Annotated in this window: 21 protein-coding genes and 1 pseudogene; 10 read left to right on the forward strand and 12 right to left on the reverse strand. The window is 76.4% G+C overall.

From position 1 onward, the window contains the following. The first annotated feature begins 68 nt into the window (after window positions 1-68). Both VE546_RS16740 and VE546_RS16745 read left to right on the forward strand, forming a co-directional pair. Entirely contained in the window at window positions 69-2,006 is a 1,938-nt protein-coding gene (locus VE546_RS16740; RefSeq protein WP_324923034.1) for an ABC transporter ATP-binding protein, read from the forward strand. Then, window positions 2,003-3,892 carry an ABC transporter ATP-binding protein gene (locus VE546_RS16745; protein WP_324923036.1) on the forward strand — a complete coding sequence of 630 codons (1,890 nt, stop codon included), beginning with the start codon at window positions 2,003-2,005 and terminating at the stop codon, window positions 3,890-3,892. Before VE546_RS16740 ends, VE546_RS16745 begins: the two co-directional genes overlap by 4 nt. Here VE546_RS16745 and VE546_RS16750 read toward each other — a convergent pair. Both VE546_RS16750 and VE546_RS16755 read right to left on the reverse strand, forming a co-directional pair. After that, the gene (locus VE546_RS16750; protein WP_324923038.1) at window positions 3,889-4,494 is read right to left on the reverse strand and encodes a response regulator transcription factor; all 606 of its coding nucleotides are present in this window, start codon (window positions 4,492-4,494) and stop codon (window positions 3,889-3,891) included. The two genes, VE546_RS16745 and VE546_RS16750, sit on opposite strands and share 4 nt — an antisense overlap. 176 nt (window positions 4,495-4,670) lie before the next feature. After that, entirely contained in the window at window positions 4,671-5,303 is a 633-nt protein-coding gene (locus tag VE546_RS16755; RefSeq protein ID WP_324923040.1) for a TetR family transcriptional regulator, read from the reverse strand. Window positions 5,304-5,590: 287 nt separating this feature from the next. Between VE546_RS16755 and VE546_RS16760 the strand changes: the two genes are divergently transcribed. From VE546_RS16760 to VE546_RS16770, 3 genes are read left to right on the forward strand one after another with little or no spacing between them, the layout of a single operon-like run. After that, the gene (locus tag VE546_RS16760; protein ID WP_324923042.1) at window positions 5,591-6,937 is read left to right on the forward strand and encodes a glycosyltransferase family 4 protein; all 1,347 of its coding nucleotides are present in this window, start codon (window positions 5,591-5,593) and stop codon (window positions 6,935-6,937) included. Between the two features lie 34 nt (window positions 6,938-6,971). Further along, entirely contained in the window at window positions 6,972-7,733 is a 762-nt protein-coding gene (locus tag VE546_RS16765; protein ID WP_324923044.1) for a class I SAM-dependent methyltransferase, read from the forward strand. Next, window positions 7,730-8,797 carry a prenyltransferase gene (locus VE546_RS16770; protein ID WP_324923046.1) on the forward strand — a complete coding sequence of 356 codons (1,068 nt, stop codon included), beginning with the start codon at window positions 7,730-7,732 and terminating at the stop codon, window positions 8,795-8,797. Before VE546_RS16765 ends, VE546_RS16770 begins: the two co-directional genes overlap by 4 nt. Window positions 8,798-8,861: 64 nt before the next feature. On the opposite strand, the gene VE546_RS16775 is transcribed toward VE546_RS16770, so the two are convergent. The 6 genes from VE546_RS16775 to VE546_RS16800 form a co-directional block, all read right to left on the reverse strand. Then, window positions 8,862-9,164: a hypothetical protein gene (locus VE546_RS16775; protein ID WP_324923048.1), complete on the reverse strand. Its 303-nt coding sequence runs from the start codon at window positions 9,162-9,164 to the stop codon at window positions 8,862-8,864. Window positions 9,165-9,375: 211 nt separating this feature from the next. Then, entirely contained in the window at window positions 9,376-10,224 is an 849-nt protein-coding gene (locus VE546_RS16780) for a hypothetical protein (protein WP_324923049.1), read from the reverse strand. A 101-nt stretch (window positions 10,225-10,325) separates the two neighbouring features. Further along, window positions 10,326-11,276 (reverse strand): N-acetylmuramoyl-L-alanine amidase, encoded by a 951-nt coding sequence (locus VE546_RS16785; RefSeq protein ID WP_324923051.1) that lies wholly within the window; start codon window positions 11,274-11,276, stop codon window positions 10,326-10,328. Between the two features lie 21 nt (window positions 11,277-11,297). Further along, on the reverse strand, window positions 11,298-11,966 hold the full coding sequence (locus VE546_RS16790; protein WP_324923053.1) for a class I SAM-dependent methyltransferase: 669 nt from the start codon (window positions 11,964-11,966) through the stop codon (window positions 11,298-11,300). 374 nt (window positions 11,967-12,340) lie between these two features. After that, a complete protein-coding gene (locus VE546_RS16795) occupies window positions 12,341-12,523 on the reverse strand; it encodes a hypothetical protein (protein ID WP_324923055.1) in 183 nt (60 codons plus the stop codon). 63 nt (window positions 12,524-12,586) lie between these two features. Continuing rightward, window positions 12,587-13,819, reverse strand: a complete 1,233-nt coding sequence (locus tag VE546_RS16800) for a hypothetical protein (RefSeq protein WP_324923057.1) — start codon at window positions 13,817-13,819, stop codon at window positions 12,587-12,589. Window positions 13,820-14,052: 233 nt separating this feature from the next. Here VE546_RS16800 and VE546_RS16805 point away from each other — a divergent pair, with 233 nt between their 5' ends. From VE546_RS16805 to VE546_RS16815, 3 genes are read left to right on the forward strand one after another with little or no spacing between them, the layout of a single operon-like run. Then, window positions 14,053-14,934 carry a Nif3-like dinuclear metal center hexameric protein gene (locus VE546_RS16805; protein WP_324923059.1) on the forward strand — a complete coding sequence of 294 codons (882 nt, stop codon included), beginning with the start codon at window positions 14,053-14,055 and terminating at the stop codon, window positions 14,932-14,934. Further along, the gene (locus VE546_RS16810) at window positions 14,931-15,674 is read left to right on the forward strand and encodes a zinc ribbon domain-containing protein (RefSeq protein WP_324923094.1); all 744 of its coding nucleotides are present in this window, start codon (window positions 14,931-14,933) and stop codon (window positions 15,672-15,674) included. The genes VE546_RS16805 and VE546_RS16810 overlap by 4 nt, the downstream gene beginning before the upstream one ends. Continuing rightward, window positions 15,674-16,996: a bifunctional RNase H/acid phosphatase gene (locus tag VE546_RS16815; protein ID WP_324923061.1), complete on the forward strand. Its 1,323-nt coding sequence runs from the start codon at window positions 15,674-15,676 to the stop codon at window positions 16,994-16,996. The genes VE546_RS16810 and VE546_RS16815 overlap by 1 nt, the downstream gene beginning before the upstream one ends. Here VE546_RS16815 and eda read toward each other — a convergent pair. From eda to VE546_RS16835, 4 genes are all read right to left on the reverse strand, one after another. Continuing rightward, the gene (gene eda, locus VE546_RS16820) at window positions 16,971-17,723 is read right to left on the reverse strand and encodes a bifunctional 4-hydroxy-2-oxoglutarate aldolase/2-dehydro-3-deoxy-phosphogluconate aldolase (protein WP_324923063.1); all 753 of its coding nucleotides are present in this window, start codon (window positions 17,721-17,723) and stop codon (window positions 16,971-16,973) included. The two genes, VE546_RS16815 and eda, sit on opposite strands and share 26 nt — an antisense overlap. Window positions 17,724-17,814: 91 nt before the next feature. Next, complete coding sequence (gene yaaA, locus VE546_RS16825) at window positions 17,815-18,612, reverse strand: peroxide stress protein YaaA (protein ID WP_324923065.1); 798 nt, start codon at window positions 18,610-18,612, stop codon at window positions 17,815-17,817. Between the two features lie 65 nt (window positions 18,613-18,677). Further along, window positions 18,678-19,565, reverse strand: coding sequence for a hypothetical protein (locus VE546_RS16830; RefSeq protein WP_324923067.1), 888 nt, complete (start codon window positions 19,563-19,565; stop codon window positions 18,678-18,680). Then, a complete protein-coding gene (locus tag VE546_RS16835) occupies window positions 19,562-20,353 on the reverse strand; it encodes a MerR family transcriptional regulator (RefSeq protein WP_324923069.1) in 792 nt (263 codons plus the stop codon). Before VE546_RS16835 ends, VE546_RS16830 begins: the two co-directional genes overlap by 4 nt. A gap of 109 nt (window positions 20,354-20,462) precedes the next feature. On the opposite strand from VE546_RS16835, the gene VE546_RS16840 reads away from it, so the two are divergent. After that, window positions 20,463-21,320, forward strand: coding sequence for an AraC family transcriptional regulator (locus VE546_RS16840; RefSeq protein ID WP_324923071.1), 858 nt, complete (start codon window positions 20,463-20,465; stop codon window positions 21,318-21,320). A 96-nt stretch (window positions 21,321-21,416) separates the two neighbouring features. Further along, a pseudogene (locus VE546_RS16845) lies at window positions 21,417-22,169 on the forward strand (DMT family transporter); the annotation flags it as partial. Between the last annotated feature and the right edge of the window lie 19 nt (window positions 22,170-22,188).

The following is a 22,188-nucleotide window of genomic DNA, read 5'->3' on the forward strand; positions in this document are numbered from 1 at the left end:
CCCCCGCCGCCCTCCCCGTACCCCTGCTCGCCGGCCCCGGACGCCCGGACGGGAGGACACCACCACCCATGGCAACCCAGCCCACCGTCCACGGAACCGACGGCGCGTCGGACAGGCCCCCGGAGGGGACCGCGGAGACCGCGGCGGCGACCGCCGTACGGACCGGGCGCTCCCCGGCCGACCGCGTCCTGCTGGACGCCGCCCGCCACAGCGCGGGCCGCGCCGCGGCGATCTGCCTGCTGAGCACCGCGGCCGCCGTGGCGGCCGTCGCCCTGCCCGCCGTGCTCGGGCACACCCTCGACCTGGCGCTGGACCACGGCGGCGACGGGAGCGCCGCAAGCACGGCCGGGGCGCTGCGCCCCTGGCTCGCGCTGTGCGCCCTGCTGGTCGCGGCCGAGGTGCTGCTCGGCGCGCTGACCGCCTTCCTGACCGGCACCACCAACGCCCGCTCCACCGCCTGGCTGCGCCGCCGCGGCCTGGCGCACCTGCTGGCCGTGGGGCCCCGCCGGGCGGCCCGGTTCACCCCGGGCGACCTGGTGACGCGGCTGGCGGGCAACGCGGCCGAGGCGGGCAACGCGCCCGCCACCGCCGCCACCGCGCTCGCCTCGCTCCTCACCCCGCTGGGCGCCCTGGCCGCCCTGGCGCTCCTCGACCCCTGGCTGGCCGCGGCCTTCTGCGCCGGCACGCCCCTGCTGGTGCTGTTGCTGCGCGCCTTCGCCCGCAGCTCCTCCGACAGCGTCTCGCGCTACCAGCGCGTCCAGGGGGAGATCGCCGCGCGCCTGGTCGAGGCGCTCGCCGGCGCCCGTACCGTGGCCGCCGCGGGCACCGCCGGGCGCGAGCGCGCCCGCGTCCTGGCCCCGCTGCCCGAACTGGCCGCCCAGGGGCGGCGGATGTGGCGGGTGTACGGGCGCGCCGTGGTCGGCAGCGGCGTCCTGGTGCCGCTGCTGACGGTCGCCGTCCTGGCGGTGGGCGGCATCCGCCTGGCCGCCGGGGGGCTGAGCGTCGGCGAGCTGCTGGCCGCCTCCCGCTACGCGTCCCTGGCCGCCGGCATCGGCGGAGTGACGGGCCAGGTCAGCGCCCTGGTGCGGGCCCGGGCCGCCGCCCGGCGCACCGCCGACCTGCTCACCGTGCCACCGGTCGCGTACGGCCGCCGGTCGCTGCCGCCGGACGGCACCGGCCGGCTGGAGCTGCGCGGCGTGACCGTCACGCGCGGCGGGCGCCCGGTGCTGCGCGGCGTGGACCTGGTCGTCCCCGGCGGTGCCACGATGGCCGTCGTGGGGCGGTCCGGCGCGGGGAAGTCCACCCTGGCCGCGCTGGCCGGACGGCTGGCCGACCCCGAGGAGGGGCAGGTCCTGCTGGACGGGGTGCCGCTGTCCGAGGCCGACCCCGCCGAGCTGCGCCGGGAGGTGGGCTACGCCTTCGAACGCCCCGCGCTGTTCGGCCCGTCCGTCGGCGAGGCCATCGGCTTCGGGCCGTACGAGCCGGACGCCCGCACGATCGAGGCCGCCGCGAAGGCGGCCAGCGCGGACGCCTTCGTCCGGCGGCTGCCGGCCGGGTACGCCACCCCGCTCGCCGACGCGCCGCTGTCGGGCGGCGAGCTCCAACGGCTGGGCCTGGCGCGGGCGTTCGCCCACGCGGGCCGGCTGCTGGTGCTCGACGACGCCACCTCCAGCCTGGACAGCGTCACCGAACTCCAGGTCGGCCGGGCGCTGGTGCGCGAGGTGCGGGCGGGCACCCGGCTGCTCGTCGCGCACCGGGTCTCCTCCGCGGCCCGCGCCGACCTGGTGGCCTGGCTGGAGGACGGACGGGTCCGGGCCGTCGGCCCGCACGAGGCGCTGTGGCGGCTCCCGGAGTACCGGGAGGTGTTCGCGACCGGGGAGGCGGCCGGGGTGCCGGAAGGGGAGGCGATCGGGGAGGCGGAACAGCGGACGGCCGCGCGCACACCCGGGCCCGCCCCCCAAGACGCGCCCGCGCCCGGGGCCGCGACCGGCGAGGGGGTCCGATGAGCCGCCGCTCCCCGGGCCCGGCGCGCCGCCTCCTGCCGCGGGCGGTGCGCTTCCTGCGCCGCAGGAGGAGGGTGCTCGCCGTGCTCGGCGGCTGGTCGCTGCTGGAGTCCGCGCAGACCTTCCTGGTCGGCTACGGCGTGGCCCAGGCCCTGGACCGCGGCTTCCTGGCGGGGCGGACCGGCACCGGCCTGGCCTGGCTGGCGGTGGCCGCCGTGGCCACCGTCGCCGGCGGCCTGGCCATCCGGGGGGTCTTCCGGGGCCTGGCCGACCTCGTCGAGCCGCTGCGCGACGGGCTGCTGCGCCGTGTGGTGGCCCGCGCCCTGCACGAGGCCGTGGCCGAGCCGGCCCGGGCGGACAGCTCGGCCGTCTCCCGCCTCACCCACCAGACCGAGCTGGCCCGGGACAGCTTCGCCGGACTGGTGCTGGTGCTGCGCTCCTTCGTCTTCACGGCGGCCGGGGCCCTGGCCGGGCTGGTCTCCCTCGCCCCCCTGCTGCTGGTGATCGTGCTGCCGCCCCTGCTGCTGGGCCTGCTGCTCTTCACGGCCGCGCTGGTGCCGATGGCGGCCCGCCAGCGGGACTTCCTCGCCGCGGACGAGGCCCTGTCGACCCGGTACGGGGCCCTCGCCGCGGGCCTGCGGGACGTGGTGGCGTGTGGCGCCGAGCGGCGCACCGCCGCGGAGACGGACGACCTGGTGGACGCCGAGGTGCGGGCGGCCCGGTCGCTCGCCCGGTGGGCGGCGGTGCGCACCCTGGCGCTGGGCGTGGCCGGGCACCTGCCCGTGGTGCTGCTGCTGGCCGCCGCCCCGTGGCTGCTGGACCGGGGGGTCACGGCGGGCGCGCTGCTCGGCGCGCTGACCTATCTGACCCAGTCCCTGCTGCCCGCCCTCCACACCCTGATGAGCGCCCTGGGAGCCGCGGGCACCCGGCTGCTGGTGATCCTGGACCGGCTCGTCGGCGGCCCGGCGGACGACCCCGGTCCGGAACGCGTCCCCGGGCCCGGCCCGGATGCGGACGACGTCCCCGGGCGGCTCCCGCCCCCGGCCCCCGCGGCCCCCCGCGCCCGGCCCACCGGGCCCGCGGCGCCCGCCCCCCGGGTGGAGCTGCGCTCGGTGACCTTCGCCTACGGGCCCGGCGCCCAGCCGGTGCTCCGCGACGTCGACCTGGTGGTCGAGCCCGGCGAGCACCTGGTCGTCGTCGGGCCCAGCGGCATCGGCAAGTCCACGCTGGCCGGGCTGGTCGCCGGGCTGCTCGCGCCCGACGCGGGCGAGGTGCTGGTGGACGGCGAGCCGCCCCGCTGCCGCGGACGCGGCGCCGGGGAGCTGGCGCGGTCGCGGGTGCTGATCCCGCAGCAGGCGTACGTCTTCACCGGCACCCTCCGCGACAACCTCCTGTACCTGTGCCCCGGTGGGCCGGAGGACGTGCCGGAGGAGGCCCTGGCCGCCTCGGTGGCGGCGGTCGGGCTCGGCCCGCTGGTGGACAGGCTGGGGGGCCTGGACGCGGTGCTCGACCCGGCGGCCCTCTCCCAGGGGGAGCGGCAGCTCGTCGCCCTCGGCCGGGCCCACCTGTCGCCCGCGCCCCTGGTGCTGCTGGACGAGGCCACCTGCCACCTGGACCCGCCGGCCGAGGCGCGCGCCGAGCGGGCGTTCGCCGAGCGGCCCGGCACGCTGGTGGTGATCGCCCACCGGATCAGCTCGGTGCACCGGGCCGACCGGGTGCTGGTGATGGACGGCGCCCGCGCCACCGCCGGACGCCACCGGGACCTGCTCGACCGCTCGCCCCTCTACCGCGACCTCGTCGGACACTGGCACACCGGACGCGAGGACCGGGAGGCGGCGGTCCCCGCCCCGGGGGACGGGAACCACCGCGTCGGCGGCCGTGCCGGTTAGACCCAGCCGGCGCCCTGGGAGATCCGGATGGCGTCGACCCGGTTACGCGCCCCGGTCTTGCGGGTAATCGCGGACATGTAGTTGCGTATGGTGCCGCGCGACAGGTGCAGGCGGCCGGCGATCTCGGAGACGGTGGCGCCCTTGGCCGCCAGGGACAGGACGCTGAGTTCGCGCGCGGTCAGCGGCATGTCCGCGGCGCGCAGGAGGTCGTGGGCGAGGGATTCGTCCACGTATCTCTTTCCGGCGGCGACGTGCCGGATGCCCTCTCTTAACTTCTGCGGGGTCGCGTCCTTGTTGACGAACCCCAGCGCCTGCGCGTCGTAGGCGCGGCGCAGTGCGCCGGGTCTTCCCGGGGTGGCCAGAACCAGGAGGTGACACTGTGCCGACGTCATATGCCGACACAGCTCCGCCAGAGTGCCGCCGTCCGGCGACTCCGGGACGTCCATGTCGACGACGCACACGTCCGCCTGCAGGGACCGGAGCCGACTCGGGTCGCTGGACCAGGGGATGTCCCTGACCTCCATGTCGGGTGCCTCGTTGAGCAACGCTGCCAGGCCGGATCGCAACAGGCCGAAGTGGTGCACCAGCAGTACCTGAATCACGGTCGGCTCCTCCAGTGCCCTGTACGGGTGAAGTTGGTCGAACACCCGTCAACAGATACCTACATAAGCTCTTGGGTAACGCGGACTTTCGGCCAGAACCGCTCAGTACATGGAGCGAAGGGAGTGATCAGGGGGCGCGCGCCGGATCCGAATGCATCAACGCAGGCCCGGACGAGTCAGCGGCGCGCTCCACCGGGCGGCGCCGCGCCGATCAGCCCGCACACGGTTTCGATGTCCTCCCGTACCTGTTCGGTCGAGGCCCGCCCGGAGAGCCAGCCGATCAGGGTGGAGTGCCAGGTGTGCTCGATGACCCGGACCACCGAGAGCCGCTCCGGCGACGGCGGCCCCTCCCGCCCCGCCTCCTGTCCCATGGCGTCCAGGATGATCGCGGTGGTGAGCCGGGAGACCGCGTCCACCTCCGCGCTGACCGAGCGGTCCGCGAAGGTGAACGCGCGCACCATGGCCTCCGCCAGGTGCGGCTCCCGCTGGAGCGCGCGGAAGGCCCGCATCAGCGTTCCGGCCACCCGGGCCGCGGGCTCCGGCTCCTGCGGCGGGTGCCGGTGCAGCGTGCCGTGCAGCCGCTCCAGCCGGTCGTGCATGGTGGCGACCAGCAGGTGGACCTTCGAGGGGAAGTAGCGGTAGAGCGTGCCGAGCGCCACGTCCGAGGACTCGGCGACCTCGCGCATCTGCACCGCGCCGAAACCACCGCGCCGGGCCAGCCGGGCGGTGGCGTCCAGGATGCGGCGGCGGCGCGCCTCCTGGCGCTCGGTGAGCGGCGGGGCGGAGGGGGAGTTGGGGTGTGCCGTCATCTCTCCTGCCATCTGTCCCGCCGTGCCCTCCCGGGCCTGGCCCCGCGGCCGGGGAGCCGCGTCATCGCAGGACGGGGCCGTGGCGCGAATCACCCGGCCCGGCCGGTCCGGATGCCGTACCGGCCGGTAATCTTGCGAGCCGGGGCCGTACGGGGCCCCGGGGCCGGTGCGCGGCCGGGGTGCGAACGGAGCGCGGCCGGACCATCCTTGAAACTTGTTCCAGATTAGCGCGAGCGGTTACGCTCCCGCGGAAGTTTGCCGCGAGAACCTTCAGAAGGGGGCCGTGAGTGACGGCAGAGGCCACCTGGGACGCCGCGCCCGGTCCCCTGGCCGGCGAGGCCGCCGACGGCGACCGACCGCTGCGGATCGCGCTGCTCACCTACAAGGGGAACCCGTTCTGCGGCGGCCAGGGCGTCTACGTGCGCCACCTGTCGCGCGAGCTGGCCCGGCTGGGCCACCGGGTCGAGGTGATCGGCGCCCAGCCCTACCCGGTCCTCGACGAGGAGGAGGGGGTCACCCTCACCAGGCTCCCCAGCCTCGACCTCTACCGGCAGCCCGACCCCTTCCGCACCCCGGGGCGCGAGGAGTACCGGGACTGGATCGACGTGCTGGAGGTCGCCACCATGTGGACCGGCGGCTTCCCCGAGCCGCTGACCTTCTCGCTGCGCGCCCGCCGTCACCTGGCCGCCCGCCGCGGCGACTTCGACATAGTCCACGACAACCAGACCCTCGGATACGGCCTGCTCGGTCTGGAGCGGCTCGGCTTCCCGCTGGTGACCACCATCCACCACCCCATCACCGTGGACCGGAAGCTGGAGCTGGACGCCGCCCAGGGGTGGCAGCGGCGGATGTCCGTGCGCCGCTGGTACGGCTTCACCCGCATGCAGAAGCGGGTCGCCCGGCGGCTGCCGACCGTGCTGACCGTCTCCGGCTCCTCCCGCCGGGAGATCACCGAGCACCTCGGGGTGCGCCCCGAGCGCGTCCACGTCGTGCCCATCGGCGCCGACACCCGGCTGTTCTCGCCCGACCCGGCCGTGCCGGAGGTCCCCGGCCGCATCGTCACCACCTCCAGCGCCGACGTCCCCCTCAAGGGGCTGGTCCACCTCGTCGAGGCGCTGGCCAAGGTCCGCACCGAGCATCCGGACGCGCACCTGGTGGTCGTCGGCAAGCGCCCCGAGAGCGGACCCGTGGCCGCCGCCGTCGAGCGCTACGGACTCGGCGGCTGCGTGGAGTTCGTCAAGGGCATCGGCGACCGCGAGCTGGTCGACCTGGTGCGCAGCGCCCAGGTCGCCTGCGTGCCCTCCCTCTACGAGGGCTTCTCCCTGCCCGCCGCCGAGGCGATGGCCACCGGCACCCCGCTGGTCGCCACCACCGGCGGCGCCATCCCCGAGGTCGCCGGCCCCGACGGCGAGACCTGCCTGGCGGTGCCCCCGGCCGACGCGGGCGCGCTCGCCGCGGCCCTGGGCAGACTCCTCGGCGACGCGGAGCTGCGGACGAGACTGGGCGCGGCCGGACGGGAGAGGGTGCTGCGCCGCTTCACCTGGGAACAGGCCGCCCGCGGCACGGTCGAGCACTACCGCACGGTGCTCGGCGACACGGCCGCCCGGCGCGCTCCCGCGCCCACCCTCAGCTAGCCCCCGCACGTCACCGAGGAAGGCAGACCGCCAAGTGCTGACCGTGGACTTCTCCCGTTTCCCGCTCGCCCCCGGCGACCGGGTCCTGGACCTGGGGTGCGGCGCGGGACGCCACGCCTTCGAGTGCTACCGGCGCGGCGCGCGCGTCGTCGCGCTGGACCGCAACGGTGAGGAGATCCGCGAGGTCGCCAAGTGGTTCGCCGCCATGAAGGAGGCGGGGGAGGCCCCGGCGGGCGCCGAGGCGACCGCGATGGAGGGCGACGCCCTCGCGCTGCCCTTCCCCGACGACACCTTCGACGCCGTGATCATCTCCGAGGTGATGGAGCACATCCCCGACGACAAGGGCGTCCTCGCCGAGATGGTCCGGGTGCTCCGCCCCGGCGGCCGGATAGCGGTGACCGTGCCGCGCTACGGGCCGGAGAAGATCTGCTGGACCCTCAGCGACGCCTACCACGAGGTCGAGGGCGGGCACATCCGCATCTACCGCGCCGACGAACTGCTGGAGAAGATGCGCGGGGCGGGCCTGCGGCCGTACGGGACACACCACGCGCACGCGCTGCACTCACCGTACTGGTGGCTCAAGTGCGCCTTCGGGGTGAACCGGGACGGTGACGAGGCCGCGCTGCCGGTGCGCGCGTACCACAAGCTGCTGGTCTGGGACATCATGAAGAAACCCCTGGTCACACGGATCGCCGAACGCGCCCTCAACCCCGTGATGGGCAAGAGCTTCGTGGCCTATGCCACCAAGCCGCACACCCCCGTCGGCGCCGCGGCGTCCGGTGGGGAGCGGGCGTGACGAGCCCGGGCCGCACCGAACGGCTCGTCCTGCCGGGCGTGCTCACCGCCGAACAGGCCGCGCGGACCGTGGCGGGCATCGCCGCCCTCCAGCGCCCCGACGGTGCGATCCCCTGGTTCCGCGGCCACCACCTCGACCCCTGGGACCACGTCGAGGCCGCCATGGCGCTGGACGCGGCCGGCGAGCACGAGCGGGCCGAGGCCGCCTACCGCTGGCTGGCCGAGCACCAGAACCCGGACGGCTCCTGGTACGCCGCCTACGCCGACGGGGACGCCGAACGCCCCACCGACCTGGGCAAGGAGAGCAACTTCTGCGCCTACGTCGCCGTCGGGGTGTGGCACCACTACCTCGCCACCGGCGACGACACCTTCGTGGAGCGGATGTGGCCGGTGGTCTTCGCGGCGATGGAGTTCGTCCTGGGCCTCCAGCAGCCCGGCGGCCAGATCGGCTGGAAGCGGGAGGCCGACGGCACCCCCGTCACCGACGCCCTGCTGACCGGCTGCTCCTCCATCCACCAGGCGCTGCGCTGCGCGCTCGCCCTGGCCGAGCACCGCGAGGAGCCGCAGCCGGACTGGGAACTGGCGCTCGGCCTGCTCGGCCACGCGGTGCGCCGCCATCCCGAGCGCTTCCTGGACAAGAGCCGCTACTCGATGGACTGGTACTACCCCGTCCTCGGCGGCGCGGTGACCGGGCCCGAGGCCAAGGAGCGGATCGAGGAGGGCTGGGACCGCTTCGTCGTGCCCGGCCTGGGGGTGCGCTGCGTCCTGCCCAACCCGTGGGTGACCGGCGGTGAGAGCGCCGAACTCGCCCTCGCGCTGTGGGTGATGGGGGAGTCCGACCGGGCGCTGGAGATCCTGCGCTGGATGCAGCACCTGCGGGCCGGGAACGGCATGTACTGGACCGGCTACGTCTTCGAGGACGACGCCATCTGGCCGGAGGAGCTGACGTCCTGGACCGCCGGTTCGCTGCTGCTGGCCGTGGCCGCCCTGGGCGGTGACGAGGCCACGGTGGCGGTCTTCGGCGGCCAGGAGCTACCGGTGGGCCTGGAGCCGGACTGCTGCTGACGACCGGTGGGGCCGGGCGGCAGCCCGGCTCCGGCCCGTCCCTTCCCCACAGCCGGCCCGGGCGTCAGTGGCGGCTGACCCGGGCGGCGAGCAGATGGCCGACGAACAGGTAGACCACGGCCGCGATCCCGTAGTTGACCAGCACCTGGAACCAGCCGGGCTCCAGGTCGAACAGGTCGTACGACCAGCCCGCCAGCCAGCGGGCGGCGTCCTGTACGAAGACGACCAGGTCGTTGCCCCGGTTGGCGTCCAGCACGTACAGCAGGATCCAGAGGCCGATGACGGCTGCGATGACGTCCGCGACGACGCGGATCGTCATGGCGGCGTGGCTGCCGCCGTAGCGTCTTCTGGTGGTAGTGGTGACCATATGCCCCGGGTTGCCGCTCTCCCGGCGCACAAACCCAACTCGCCCGCCATGAAGGGCTTTTGGGGCGTCTGCCGCCTGATGTGCCGTGAGATGCGTCGTGGCGCGCGCGGTGGTGTGCGTCGCGGCGCGCGCCCTGGGACGGGCCGGAACGACGAGGCCCCCCGCCCGGTGCCGGGCGGGGGGCCGTGGGATCGTCGTGCGGGACCGCGCGTCAGCCGCGCTGGATGCCCGAGGTGTCCTGCAGGATGCCGCGGCGGCCGTCCTGCGTCTGCGCCACCAGCGCCTGACCACGCTGCTCCACCGCCAGGTACCAGGTGCCCGGCGCCAGTTCGGCGATCGGGCTGGGCGAGCCGTCCTCACCGAACAGCGGCCGCGCCACCGGCACCGCGAACCAGAACGGCTGGAAGTTCGGGTCGGGGGCGCCCACCGGGCCGGGCTGCTGCTGGTGCTGCTGGTGCTGCGGCTGGGGAGCGGGCTGGCCGCCGTACGACGGCTGCTGCGGCTGGCCCGGCTGCGGACCGCCCGGGTAGCCGTAACCGCCCTGCGGCTGACCGGGCTGCGGACCGCCCGGGTAGCCGTAGCCGGCCGGCTGCGGGCCCGGGCCGTAGGGGTTCGGGACCGCCTGCTGCGGGGAGGGGGCCGGGAGCAGCGGGGCCTTGAACACGGGCACGGTCCTGCCCAGGACGGCGAAGGCCGCCATGACCAGACCGCCGATGAGGGTCAGCCAGGCACCGATGCCCAGCTCCAGCCCGTCATTGGCGCTTCCGTACCCGGTGTCCACCTGCGGCACGAGGTTGGAGAACGACGACCACAGGGCCGACCAGCCGACGAAGACCGACAGCGCGGTGCCCCACTGGTCGAGGCCGAGCCCGAGGACCTTCCGTTCTCCGGGGAGCACGTGCCCGACGGCGAGCAGGGCCGCGGCGGCCAGACCGGCGATCGTCACGGTCGGCAGCAGCGGGAAGAGCGCGGGATCCCAGGTGTTGAACGAGCAGGTCCTGGTGCAGTTTTCGTCCTCCACCTGGAAGAAGGCGAGGAACGAGGCGATGAACAGCAGCACCGCTGCTCCGATTACCGCGCCATCGCTTCGGGTGAGCGAGCGGATGTTCACGTGAGGTCCTTAGTCGGTCTCGTCATGGTCTGGTCAGACGGGGGCGGGCCCTATCGTACGGAAGGGCGCCCCGCGCGGTCCGCCGGGTCCGCCGGGCCCGTCCCGCCGTGCGGGCGGACGCGCGAAGGGCCGTCCGCCTCCCGCAGGTAGGCGGTGACACCGTCGGCGATGCCCCGGGCCGCGCGCTCCCGCCACCTGGGGTCGGTGAGCAGCCGGGCGTCGCGGGGATCGCGCATGTTGCCGCACTCCAGGAAGACCTTGGGCACCCGGGAGAGGTTGAGCCCGCCCAGGTCGCCGCGGGTGACCAGGCCGGTGTCGGCCACGTCGGTGCCCAGGTAGCCCGCCGGCTTCGAGCCGGTGGCCTCGGCGAAGGCGTCCACCAGGTGCTCGCCCAGCCGGCGCGACGGGCCGGTGATCCGCCTGGTGTCGGCGTCCCCCCGGGCCACCCGTGCCGGGACGATCACGTGGAAGCCCCGGTTGCCGTCCGCCGATCCGTCGGCGTGGACGGAGACCGCGGCGTCGGCCCCCGCCTCGTTGCCGGCCCGGGCCCGCTCGTCGATGCACGGCCCGTACGGGCGGTCGCCGTCGTGGGTGAACTCCACCGTGGCGCCCCGCCGTTGGAGGATGGCGCGGGCGCGGCGCGCGACGTCGAGGGTGAAGGCCGCCTCCGCGTAGCCGGAGTCGGTGGCCGTGCCGGTGGTGTCGCACTCCTTGCGGCCCGTGCCGATGTCCACCTGGCGCGCGATCTCGCGGGTGTGCTCGTGGTTGTCCGGATGGTGTCCGGGATCGATCACCACCACCGTGCCCCGCAGCGGCCGGGCGCTCCCGTCCGGCTCAGCGCCCTCCTCGGCCGCGGAGGGGGCCGGGGACGCCGGGGAGGACGGCCGCCCGGACGCCGGTCCCTGGTCCGTCCGCCGCCCCGCGTGCCAGGTCAGCCATCCCGCCAGGCAGACGGGCAGCGCGATCGCGAGGATGACGAACAGCCGTCTGCCGAGGGACATGATCGGATCGTAGCGGTGCGGTCAGATCCCCGGGCCCGTACGGCGCAGGACGCGGAGCGAGCGGACCGCGGAGACCTCGGCGAAGGCCCCGGACTCCAGGGCGCGGCGGTAGATCCGGTACGGCGCCTGGCCGCCGTCGGCCGGGTCGGGGAACACGTCGTGGACGACGAGCAGCCCGCCGTCGGCCAGGTGCGGCGCCCAGCCCTCGTAGTCGGCCGTCGCGTGCTCGTCGGTGTGGCCGCCGTCGACGAAGACCAGCCCCAGCGGGCCGCTCCACACGGACGCGATCCGCGGCGACCGGCCGACGAGCGCCACGACGTGCTCCTCCAGCCCGGCGGCGTGCAGGGTGCGGCGGAAGGTGGGCAGGGTGTCCATCAGACCCACGTGCGGATCGACCAGTTCCGGGTCGTGGTACTCCCAGCCCGGCTGCTGCTCCTCGCTGCCCCGGTGGTGATCGACGGTCAGGACGGTCACGTCCCCCGCCGCCCGGCGGGCGGCGTCGGCCAGCAGGAGGGTGGAGCGCCCGCAGTACGTGCCGATCTCCAGCAGCGGCAGTCCCAGCCGCGCCGCGTCGGTCGCGGCGGCGTACAGCGCCAGCCCCTCGTCGGCGGGCATGAAGCCCTTCGCCGCCGAGAACGCGGCGAGGACCTCGGGCGCGGGCTCGGCCGCGGTGTCCGGCTGGGACTGCATCGATGACCTTTCTGACCTGTGGCCTGACCTGTGGTGCCGCGTCCCATGCTGCCGTACGCGCCGCCGGGCCGGCGGCCGGGGGCCGCCCCCGGGCCGCGCCGCCGCACGGAGGCCGCGCCGCCCGTGCCGCGCCGGGGCCGCCGTACGGAAGCGGCCCCGGGCACCGTGGGAGGGCACGGCGCCCGGGGCCGGAAGCCCGGTGGACGGACGTAGCACCGCGTCAGCCAGGGTTCACCCCGCTCGCCGCCCTGGCACGCACGCTCGCTGCGTTGGCCGAAAGCCCAGGTAGGACCAACTACATGCGGCTTCCGGCCGCCTTGCGATCGCACGCACCAGGACGCCTCGCCACCGGGCAGACCCTGGCTGACGCGGCACTAACCGTTCAGGCCGTCCTGCTCCTCCAGCGCGGGGCGGCGGTGGCGGCCCAGCGCGGGCACCCTCGCCTCCTCGCCCACGGCCGCCTGGCCGCGGTGCCTGCCCCGGTGCTCGGTGCCTCCGGTGGCCGTCTGTGCGCTCGTGCTCGTCTCCCCGCTCGCGGCGGACTCGGTCTGGGGCATCGCCAACTACTCCGTGGACGTGGATGGTTCGTTTCCTCCGTACCCGACCGGATCGTAGTGGTTCTACGATCTTCGTTCCGCGGCGGCCCGGCCCAGCGGCGCCTGCTGGAGCGGCACCGGAGTGCGGGCGGCCGACCGGGCGGTGAACGGAGTAAACGGTTCCGCCGGTGCGGGTCCCGCCGGCGCCGGCCCGGCGCCCGCCACGCCTCCCGCCGCCGTCCCCGGAACCGTCTCCGCGGCCGGTTCCCGGCGCGGACGCGGCAGCGGCTCGGGCTCCGGGCAGGGCACCGTGATCCGGGCCAGTCCGCACGGGGCGTGGCCGGTGGCGTACGGCAGCCGCAGCTCGCCCTCCGCCGTCCACAGGCCCGCGCCCCGCAGCCACCCCTGCGGGGCCGCCAGGTGCTGCAGCCGCCGCTGGACGGGCCGCCACACGGCCACCCACGTCCCGTTCGGCCCGTCCACGCGCAGCGCCACCGCGCAGCCCTCCGGCACCAGGGCCTGGCCGGGCTGGATGGCGAAGGGGGTCAGCGCGACCCCCTGCGGGCGCAGCGCGTCGGGGAAGCGCACGGGCCGGTGGCTGCCGAGCACCCCCCAGCCGAGCCGCGGCTCGCCCGGGGCGTCGGACCGCACCAGCAGCAGCCCGCTGTCGGGGTCGGCGAGCAGCAGCCGGTCGTCGCTGTCGTCGGTGATCTGCAGCAGCGGGGACACCTCGCCCCGCTCCAGGTCCACGGCGACGGCCTTGGTGCGGCCGGCGGCGTCGGTGCGGTCCAGCGCCAGCAGCCGCCCCTGCCGGTCCAGCCAGGTGCCGCCCGAGCAGCGGCCGGGCACCTCCGCGACCAGCTCCGGGCCGTAGGAGCCGCCGTGCACCAGCCACACCGCCGTGGTGTCCGTGCCGGGGCGACCGGGGGAGAGCGCGTAGGCCGACAGGCCGCCCGGGGCGGACGGCAGCAGCGTCAGCCGCTCGCACTCGACGCTGCCGAGGGGCAGCTCGCCGGTGCACGGACCGGTGGGGTAGAGCAGCGCGAGGTGGTACCGGTCGGCCGTCCCGCGGCAGATCAGCACCCTCCCGTCGGGCAGCGGCAGCACCTGGGTGCCCGGCCCCTCCGGCCGCAGCCCCGGCAGCGGCACCGCGTACGGCTCGGGGCCGTCCAGCGTCCAGCGCTCGGGGATCCACCCCCCGCCGTCCCCGGCCGCCGCGAGCCGGGCCGCGTAGGAGCCGTCCGCGGCGATCGTGAAGCCGGTGCACGCCGCCCTTCCGCCGTCACCCGGGACGGTGTCGACAGCACAGACAGTCATCGACCAATCACCTCCGGTAGTGACGCTAGTTTTCGCACTCCCGGCCGGACAGCGACAGGTGGGCGCCTTCACACGGATGGGGGACGCCGGGCGGATTCGCCGCACGAGGCGGCGTGCGGCGTGCTGTGTGCGGCGGGGAGTCCGGCGGGGCGGCCGGGCACCCGCCGGGCGCCGCGCGGCCCGGTCCCGTCCGCCCCGGCATGCCGGGGCGGACGGGAGGTAACCTCTCACCCGTGCCTGCACTCTCCGATGTCATCGCCGCCCTCGACGAACTGTGGCCCCCCGAGCGGGCCGAGCAGTGGGACGCCGTCGGAACGGTCTGCGGAGATCCCGGCGCGGAGGTGAGCCGGGTGCTGATCGCCGTCGACCCGGTGCGGGAGGTCGCCGAGGAGGCGGTGGCGCTCGGCGCGGACCTGCTGCTGACCCACCACCCCCTCTACCTGCGCGGCACCACCACGGTCTCGGCCGGCACCTTCAAGGGCCGCGTCGTCCACACCCTCATCAAGCACGACATCGCCCTGCACGTCGCGCACACCAACGCCGACCGCGCCGACCCCGGCGTCTCCGACGCCCTCGCCGAGGCCCTCGGCCTGCGCGTCGTGGCGCCCCTGGTGCCCGACCCCACCGATCCCGCCGGCCGCCGCGGCCTCGGCCGGATCTGCGAGCTGGACGTTCCCGAGCCGCTGGGCCGGTTCGCCGAGCGGGTGGCCGCACGGCTGCCCGCCACCGCGCAGGGCGTACGGGCCGCGGGCGACCCCGAGCGCACCGTCCGCACGGTCGCGGTCTGCGGCGGCTCGGGCGACAGCCTCTTCGACGACGTGCGGGCGGCCGGAGTCGACGCGTACGTCACCGCCGACCTGCGGCACCACCCGGCCTCCGAGGCCATCGAGCACAGTGCCCTCGGCGGAGGGCCGGCGCTGGTGGACGCCGCGCACTGGGCCACCGAGTGGCCCTGGTGCGAGCAGGCCGCCGCCCAGCTCGACGCGGTGTCCGAGCGGCACGGCTGGGGACTGCGCGTCCACGTCTCCCGCACGGTCACCGACCCCTGGACCACCCACGCGGCGTCCGCCCCCGCCGAGGACGCCGCCCCCACCACCACAGGAGCCCCCAACTGAACGCCGAGTCCGCCGACCAGATCCGCCTCCTCGACGTCCAGGCCCTCGACGTCCGGCTCACCCAGCTCGCGCACCGGCGCCGGAACCTGCCCGAGCACGCCGAGATCGAGAGCCTGAACGCCGACCTCGCCCAGGTGCGCGACCTGCTGGTCGCCGCGCAGACGGAGGAGAGCGACACCGCCCGCGAGCAGACCAAGGCGGAGCAGGACGTGGACCAGGTGCGCAAGCGCGCCGCCCGCGACCAGGAGCGGCTCGACTCCGGCGCGGTCACCTCGCCCAAGGACCTGGAGAACCTCCAGCGGGAGATCGCCTCCCTGGCCAGGCGCCAGGGCGACCTGGAGGACATCGTCCTGGAGATCATGGAGCGCCGCGAGTCCGCGCAGGAGCGGGTGGCGGAGCTGACCCAGCGGGTCGAGTCCGTCCAGGCCAGGATCGACGACGCGGTGGCGCGGCGCGACGCGGCGCTGGAGGAGATCGACGCCGAGACCGCCACGGTGACCAAGGAGCGCGAGGTCGTGGCCGGTGCGGTCCCGGCCGAGCTGATCAAGCTCTACGACAAGCTGCGCGAGCAGCACGGCGGGGTCGGCGCGGCCCGCCTCTACCAGCGGCGCTGCGAGGGCTGCCGCCTGGAGCTGAACATCACCGAACTGAACGAGATCCGGCGGGCCCCGGCGGACGCGGTGGTGCGCTGCGAGAACTGCCGCCGCATCCTGGTCCGCACCCCCGAGTCCGGTCTGTGATGCCGCGGTCCCTCATCGTCGAGGCGGACGGCGGGTCCCGGGGCAACCCGGGCCCGGCCGGGTACGGAGCGGTGGTCCGCGACGCGGAGACGGGGCGGGTGCTGTCGGAGACGGCGGAGTACATCGGCACCGCGACCAACAACGTCGCCGAGTACCGCGGCCTGATCGCGGGGCTGCGCGCGGCCCGCGCGCTCGACCCGGAGACGACGGTGCGGGTCCGGATGGACTCCAAGCTGGTCGTCGAGCAGATGACGGGCCGCTGGAAGATCAAGCACCCGGACATGCGGCCGCTGGCCATGGAGGCCAGGTCGGTCCTCCCGCCGGAGGCGGTCTCCTACGAGTGGATCCCCCGGGAGCGGAACAAGCACGCCGACCGGCTGGCCAACGAGGCGATGGACGCCGGCCGCCGGGGCGAGGCGTGGCGGCCGTCCGCCTCCGCGGCGGAACCCGCCGACGGGGACGCCGGCCTGAACGCGGGCGCCGGCCGGGAGGCCGCCCCGGCCTCCGCCGAGGGCTCCGCCGAGGCGCGGGCGGCGGCGCGGGCCGCCGTGCGGCAGGCCGCGCGCAACGGCACGCGGGGCGCGCGCGAGGAGGCACCCGCCCCGTCCCGGGGGCCGGAATCGGACCCCACCGCCCCGGCCCCCGCCGGGACCGCGGGCGCGCGGGCGGCGGCGCCGTCCCAGGGCTGGGGCCCCGACCTGGGCCCGCCCACCACCCTGGTGCTGCTGCGGCACGGCGAGACCGCCCTCACCCCGTTCAAGCGCTTCTCCGGCAGCGGCGGCACCGATCCCGATCTGTCGGAGGCGGGGCGGCGCCAGGCCGAGGCCGCCGCCGCCGCGCTCGCGGCGCGCGGGACCGTCCAGGACGTGGTCAGCTCGCCCCTCACGCGCTGCCGGCAGACCGCCCAGGCGGTCGCGGGCCGGCTCGGTCTGAAGGTGGAGATCGACGAGGACCTGCGCGAGGCCGACTTCGGCGCCTGGGAGGGGCTGACCTTCGCGGAGGTGCGGGAGCGCTACCCGGACGACCTGGACGCCTGGCTCGCCGACCCCGACGCGGCCCCCACCGGCGGCGAGTCCTTCGCCTCCGTCACCCGCCGCGTCGAGCGCGCCCGCGACCGCCTCCTGGAGCGGTACCGGGGTCGGACGGTGCTGGTGGTCACCCACGTCACGCCGGTCAAGGTCCTGGTGCGGCTGGCCCTGGGCGCCCCGCCCGAGTCGCTGTTCCGGATGGAGCTGTCGGCCGCGTCCCTGTCGGCGGTGGCGTACTACGCGGACGGCAACGCCTCGCTGCGGCTGCTCAACGACACGGGCCACCTGCGCTGACGCCCGTACCGCCGGAGCCCGTACCGCCGGCCGCCCGGGCGTCCGGGCGGGCCGCCGCGCCCAGCCGGGCGGCCTCGCGGGCCAGGCGTTCGACCCGGGCCCAGTCCCGCGCGCGCAGCGCGTCCGGCGGCAGCATCCAACTGCCGCCCACGCAGGCGACGTTGGGCAGGGCCAGGTAGTCCGGGGCCGAGTCGGGGCCGATGCCGCCCGTCGGGCAGAAGCGGGCCCGGGGCAGCGGTGAGGCCAGCGCCGCCAGGTACGCCGGCCCGCCCGCCGCGCGGGCCGGGAAGAACTTCATCTCCGTCACGCCGCGCTCCAGCAGCGCCATGACCTCCGAGGCCGTCGAGACGCCCGGCAGGAACGGCACGTCCACCGCCCGCGCCGCCGTCAGCAGCCGGTCCGTCCACCCCGGGCTCACCAGGAAGCGGGCGCCCGCGTCCACGGCCCGGGCCACCTGCCCGGCGTCGAGCACCGTGCCCGCCCCGACCAGGGCCCCGGGGACCTCCGCCGCCACCCGGCGGACCGCCTCCTCGGCGCCCTCCGTCCGCAGCGTGATCTCCACGGCGGGCAGGCCGCCCGCCACCAGCGCCCGCGCCAGCGGGACGGCATCGGCGGGCGCGAGGCCGTCCAGGACGACGACCGGCAGGACGGACGCCTGCGCGAGCGCGAACAACGACGGCGACGGGGGAGGCGGCGGGGACGACGGCTGGGGAGGCGCGGCGGTCATGGCGTCATCCTGCCGCCGCCCTCCACATGCCGCAACGGACGTTGCACGTTCCGCAACGCCGTTGGGGCCGGCCGGATCGGCCCGGGGCGGCTCACAGGTCGGTGACCACCACGTCCAGCCGCCAGGGGGTGCCGCGCTTCGCCGGGGGCTCGCACTCGACCGCGTACCCCAGTCCACGCAGCGCCTCCGCCAGTTCCGCCGGACCCTCCGGCTCGGCGCCCGCCCGGAGCAGCGCGCGGACGATCCGCCCCTTGGTGGCCTTGTTGAAGTGGCTGACCACCGACCGCTTCTCCACGCCCCCCACGATCCTCGACTGGAGCACCCGCACGGTCGCGGTCCGCCCGGCCAGGTCGCCCACCGGCTTCCACATCGCGCCGTACGCCGCCGACCGCAGGTCCAGCACCGGGCCGTCGCCCGCCGCCTCCGGCAGCACCGCCGCCAGCGGCTCCCGCCAGAACCGGCCCAGGGGGCCCAGGCCCGGCAGCTTCACCCCGCCCGAGCAGCGGTAGGAGGGAATCGGGTCGGTGATCCGCACCGCGCCCCACAGCCCCGAGAACACCAGCAGCCACCGCTCGGCCCGCTCCCGGGCCGCCGCGTCCAGGGAGGCCAGGTCCAGCGCGTCGTAGAGCACCCCGGTGTAGACCTCGCCCGCCGGGAGCGTCGGGGCCGTCCGCAGCGCGGCGTTCCGCGCCACCTCGCCGCGCAGCCCCTCGCTCAGCCCGAGCACCTCCCGCGCCTTGTCCTCATCGGCCGAGCAGAGCGCCACCACCTCCTCCAGCACCGCCTCCCGCGCGGCCGTCAGGCCCGGCAGCGACAGCGCGCCCAGGTCGAGCGGGGGACCGGAGGCGCCGGCGGCCTTGCCCTCGGACGGTGGCAGCAGTACGAGCACGGGGGTCCTCCTCGGGATGGGACGTGACGGGGCCTGACGGCCGGCCGCGCCGCGGACCGGCGCGGTCAGCAGCGTACGTCCGCCCCCGGACCCGTCCCGCCACCCGCCCCGTCACCGGCCCCGTCGTCCGTCCGGCTCCGCTCCCGCAGCGCGGCGACCGCGGCCCGCGGGTCGTCGGCGCAGAAGCGCAGCACCCGCGCCCGCTCCCGCCCGCCCAGCGGACGGACCACCTCCACGGGCGCGTCCAGCTCCACCGTCACCGTGGTCCGCCCACCGACCACCAGATCCATCACCTCGTCCGCGACCCGAAGCAGCCGTCCTTCGGGGAAGCGGTGCTCGACCCGCGCCGAGACCACCCGCCCCGGCGGCACCCGCACGTCCACCAGCGCGCCGTACCGCACCCGCAGCGAACCGTCCGCGCCCACCACGTGCGGGCGCGCCACGCAGGCGGCGTGCAGGCCCAGCACCAGCAGCACGCCCCACACGTCCAGCACCAGCACGACCAGGTGCACCACGGGCAAGGGGGCCAGCAGCACCGCCATGCCCACCGTCTCCACCACGGCCACGAACAGCAGCCCGTACATCATCGGCGCCTGCCCGCCCGCGTACGGCACGGCGGCGTCCCCCGCGCCCACCCCGTGCGGCGGACGCCGGGCCGCCCAGCGGGCCAGGCTCGCCAGCACCCGCAGCTCGTGCGCCGCCAGCCGCCGCACCGGAGCGGGCACGGCCTCCCGTACGGCGGCGCGCGCCGCGTCCCGGCCGCCCAGCCCCCGGCGGCGCGCCCGCCGCCACGCGCGCCCCAGCGCCACCGCCTCCACGGCGAGCACGCACCCCACCGCCGCCTCCGCGGCCACCACCACCGGCAGCGGCACCCGCACCCCGGCCACCAGGCAGAGCACCAGCGCCAGTTCGAGCGGCAGCACCGCCGCCACGGCCCACCGCGCCCGCCTCACCGGGCACGCTCCGCCAGCAGCCGCATCGCCTGCCGCACGGCCTCCGCCTGGGCGGGGGACAGGTCGGCGAACAGCACGTCGGTGAAACCGCCGGAGGCGTCCTCGCCGGGCGGGACGTCCCCGATCGTCTCCAGCACCGCCTCCGGCACGCTGTCCGCCACCGCCCGGGCCGCCTCCGCCACGCGCGGGTCGTCCACCTCGGCCTCCGCCAGCGCGTCGAGACGGGCGTACGCCTCGTACGCCCGGGCCATCGCCGCCGGGTCGCCGCCCAGGGACCCGAGCGCGGCGAACATCTCCCGGCGGGCCTCGGGGGGCGCGGTCGTCTCCAGCAAGGCCAGCAGTTCCCGCTCCCGGGCCGCCATCGCCGGCTCGGGGCCGGGCAGGCCCGCCGCGGCGCGGGCCATCTCGCCGAAGAGCGCGGCCAGTTCGGGCGAGACCGGTCCCTCGGCGGGCAGCTCGCCGCGTTCGGCGAGTTCCAGCAACTCGCGGACGCGGGCCCGCCGTTCGCGCAGCGCCTCCTCCTGGCGGGCCAGGTCGGCGTCCAGCTCGGTGAGCACCTCGTGCAGCTCGCGTCCCGCGTCGTCGGCCAGCACGTCGCGCACCTCGTCCAGGGACAGCCCCAGTTCGGTCAGCCGCCGCACGCGCGCCAGCGCGACCGCGTCGCGCAGCCCGTACTCCCGGTAGCCGTTCGCCCGCCGCGCGGGCTCGGGCAGCAGCCCCAGGTGGTGGTAGTGCCGCACGGTGCGGGTGGTGACACCCGCCAGGGCGGCCAGCTCGCCGATCCTCATGCGTCGAGTGAACACGTTGACGCGACGACAAGGTCAAGCACGGGGCCGAGCACGGGGCCCGCGCCGTACGATCGCGGCGACGGCCCGCGCACGGGGAGGGGGAGCAGCCGTGACCGCGCCACCTGGCCGGCGGCCCGACGAGGCGGTGTGGACCCGCGTCGACTCGGTCGGCGGCGCCCCGCTCGACCTGCTGGCCGCCCGTTTCGGACGCCGCCACTACGCGCCGCACACCCACGAGGAGTACGCCGTCGGCGTCTGCACCGACGGCCTGGAGGTGATCCGCTACCGGGGCGGGCTCCACCGCTCGGGCCCCGACTCCCTCGTCGTCGTCGAGCCCGGCGAGGCCCACACCGGCGGGCCCGCGGTCCCGGACGGCTTCGCCTACCGGGTCCTCTACCCGACGGCGGCCCTGCTCACCGAGAGCGCCGGGGACGCCGGACGGCCGCCCCACTTCCGCGGCCCCGTCCTCCACGACGCGCCCCTGGCCGCCGCCCTGCGCTCGGTGCACCTGCTGCTGAGCCGGGGGCACGATCCCCTGGAGGCCGAGACCCGGCTGCTGACCCTCCTCGGCGCCCTCACCGCCCGCCACGCCGCGCCCGCCCCCGCCCGCAGGTCCCCCGCGCCCGCCGCCGCCCGGGTCGCGCGCCTGGTCAGGGCGCGCCTGGCCGACGAGATGCCCCGCCCGCCCGCGCTCGCCGAGATCGCCGCCGACCTGGGCCTGTCCCGCTACCAGGTGCTGCGCGCCTTCCGGGAGGCGGCCGGCATGCCGCCGTACGCCTGGCTCGCCCAGCACCGCGTCACCCGGGCCCGCGCCCTGCTGGAGACCGGGCACCGGCCCGCGGAGGTCGCGGGCCTGGTCGGTTTCGCGGACCAGGCGCACCTGACCCGCTGGTTCCGCCGCGTCCTGGGCGTCACCCCGGGCGCGTACCGCAACAGCGTTCAAGACGCCGCCCGCGCGCGCCGGTGACCCTGGCGTCCGGTGGCATCCGGCTCGCGCACCCCGTGCGCGACGGAGAACGGGAGGAACGCGGTGTCGGCACGCGGCTGGGTCCTCTTCGCGCTGATGAGCGTGATCTGGGGCATCCCCTACCTGCTGATCAAGGTCGCGGTGGAGGACGTCTCCGCCCCGGTGGTCGTCTTCGCCCGCACCGCGGTCGGCGCCGCCCTGCTCCTGCCGCTCGCCCTGCGGGCGGCCCGCGGCGGCGGGGCGGCCGTGCTGTGGCGCCACCGGCGTCCGCTGCTGGCCTTCGCGGTGCTGGAGATCATGGGCCCGTGGTGGCTGCTGTCGGACGCCGAGCGCCGCCTGCCCAGCTCGACGACGGGCTTGCTCGTCGCCGCCGTCCCCGTCCTGGGCGTGCTGATCGCCCGGCTGGCCGGCGACCGGGAGCGGCTGGGCGCGGGGCGCTGGACCGGTCTCGTCCTGGGCCTGGCCGGGGTCGCCGTCCTGGCCGGTCCGGAACTGGGCGGCGGGGACGCCTGGTCGGTCACCGAGGTGCTGCTCACCGCCCTCGGCTACGCCGTCGCCCCGCTGATCGCCGCCCGCCGCCTGCACGACGTACCGGTCCTGCCGATGACCTGCGCCTGCCTGGCCCTCGCCGCGCTCGCCTACGCCCCGCTCGCGGTGGCCACCCGGCCCGCCGCCCTGCCGTCCGCCCAGGTGCTCGCCGCGCTGGCCGGGCTGGGGGCGGTCTGCACGGCCGCGGGCTTCGTGGTGTTCTTCGCGCTGATCAGGGAGGCGGGCCCCTCCCGGGCGATGGTCTTCACCTACGTCAACCCCGCCGTGGCCGTCGCGGCCGGGGCGCTCGTGCTGGACGAACCGCTCACCGCCACCGTCC

Origin of the sequence: Streptomyces sp. (assembly GCF_035644915.1) — a bacterium.
GTDB lineage: Bacteria > Actinomycetota > Actinomycetes > Streptomycetales > Streptomycetaceae > Streptomyces.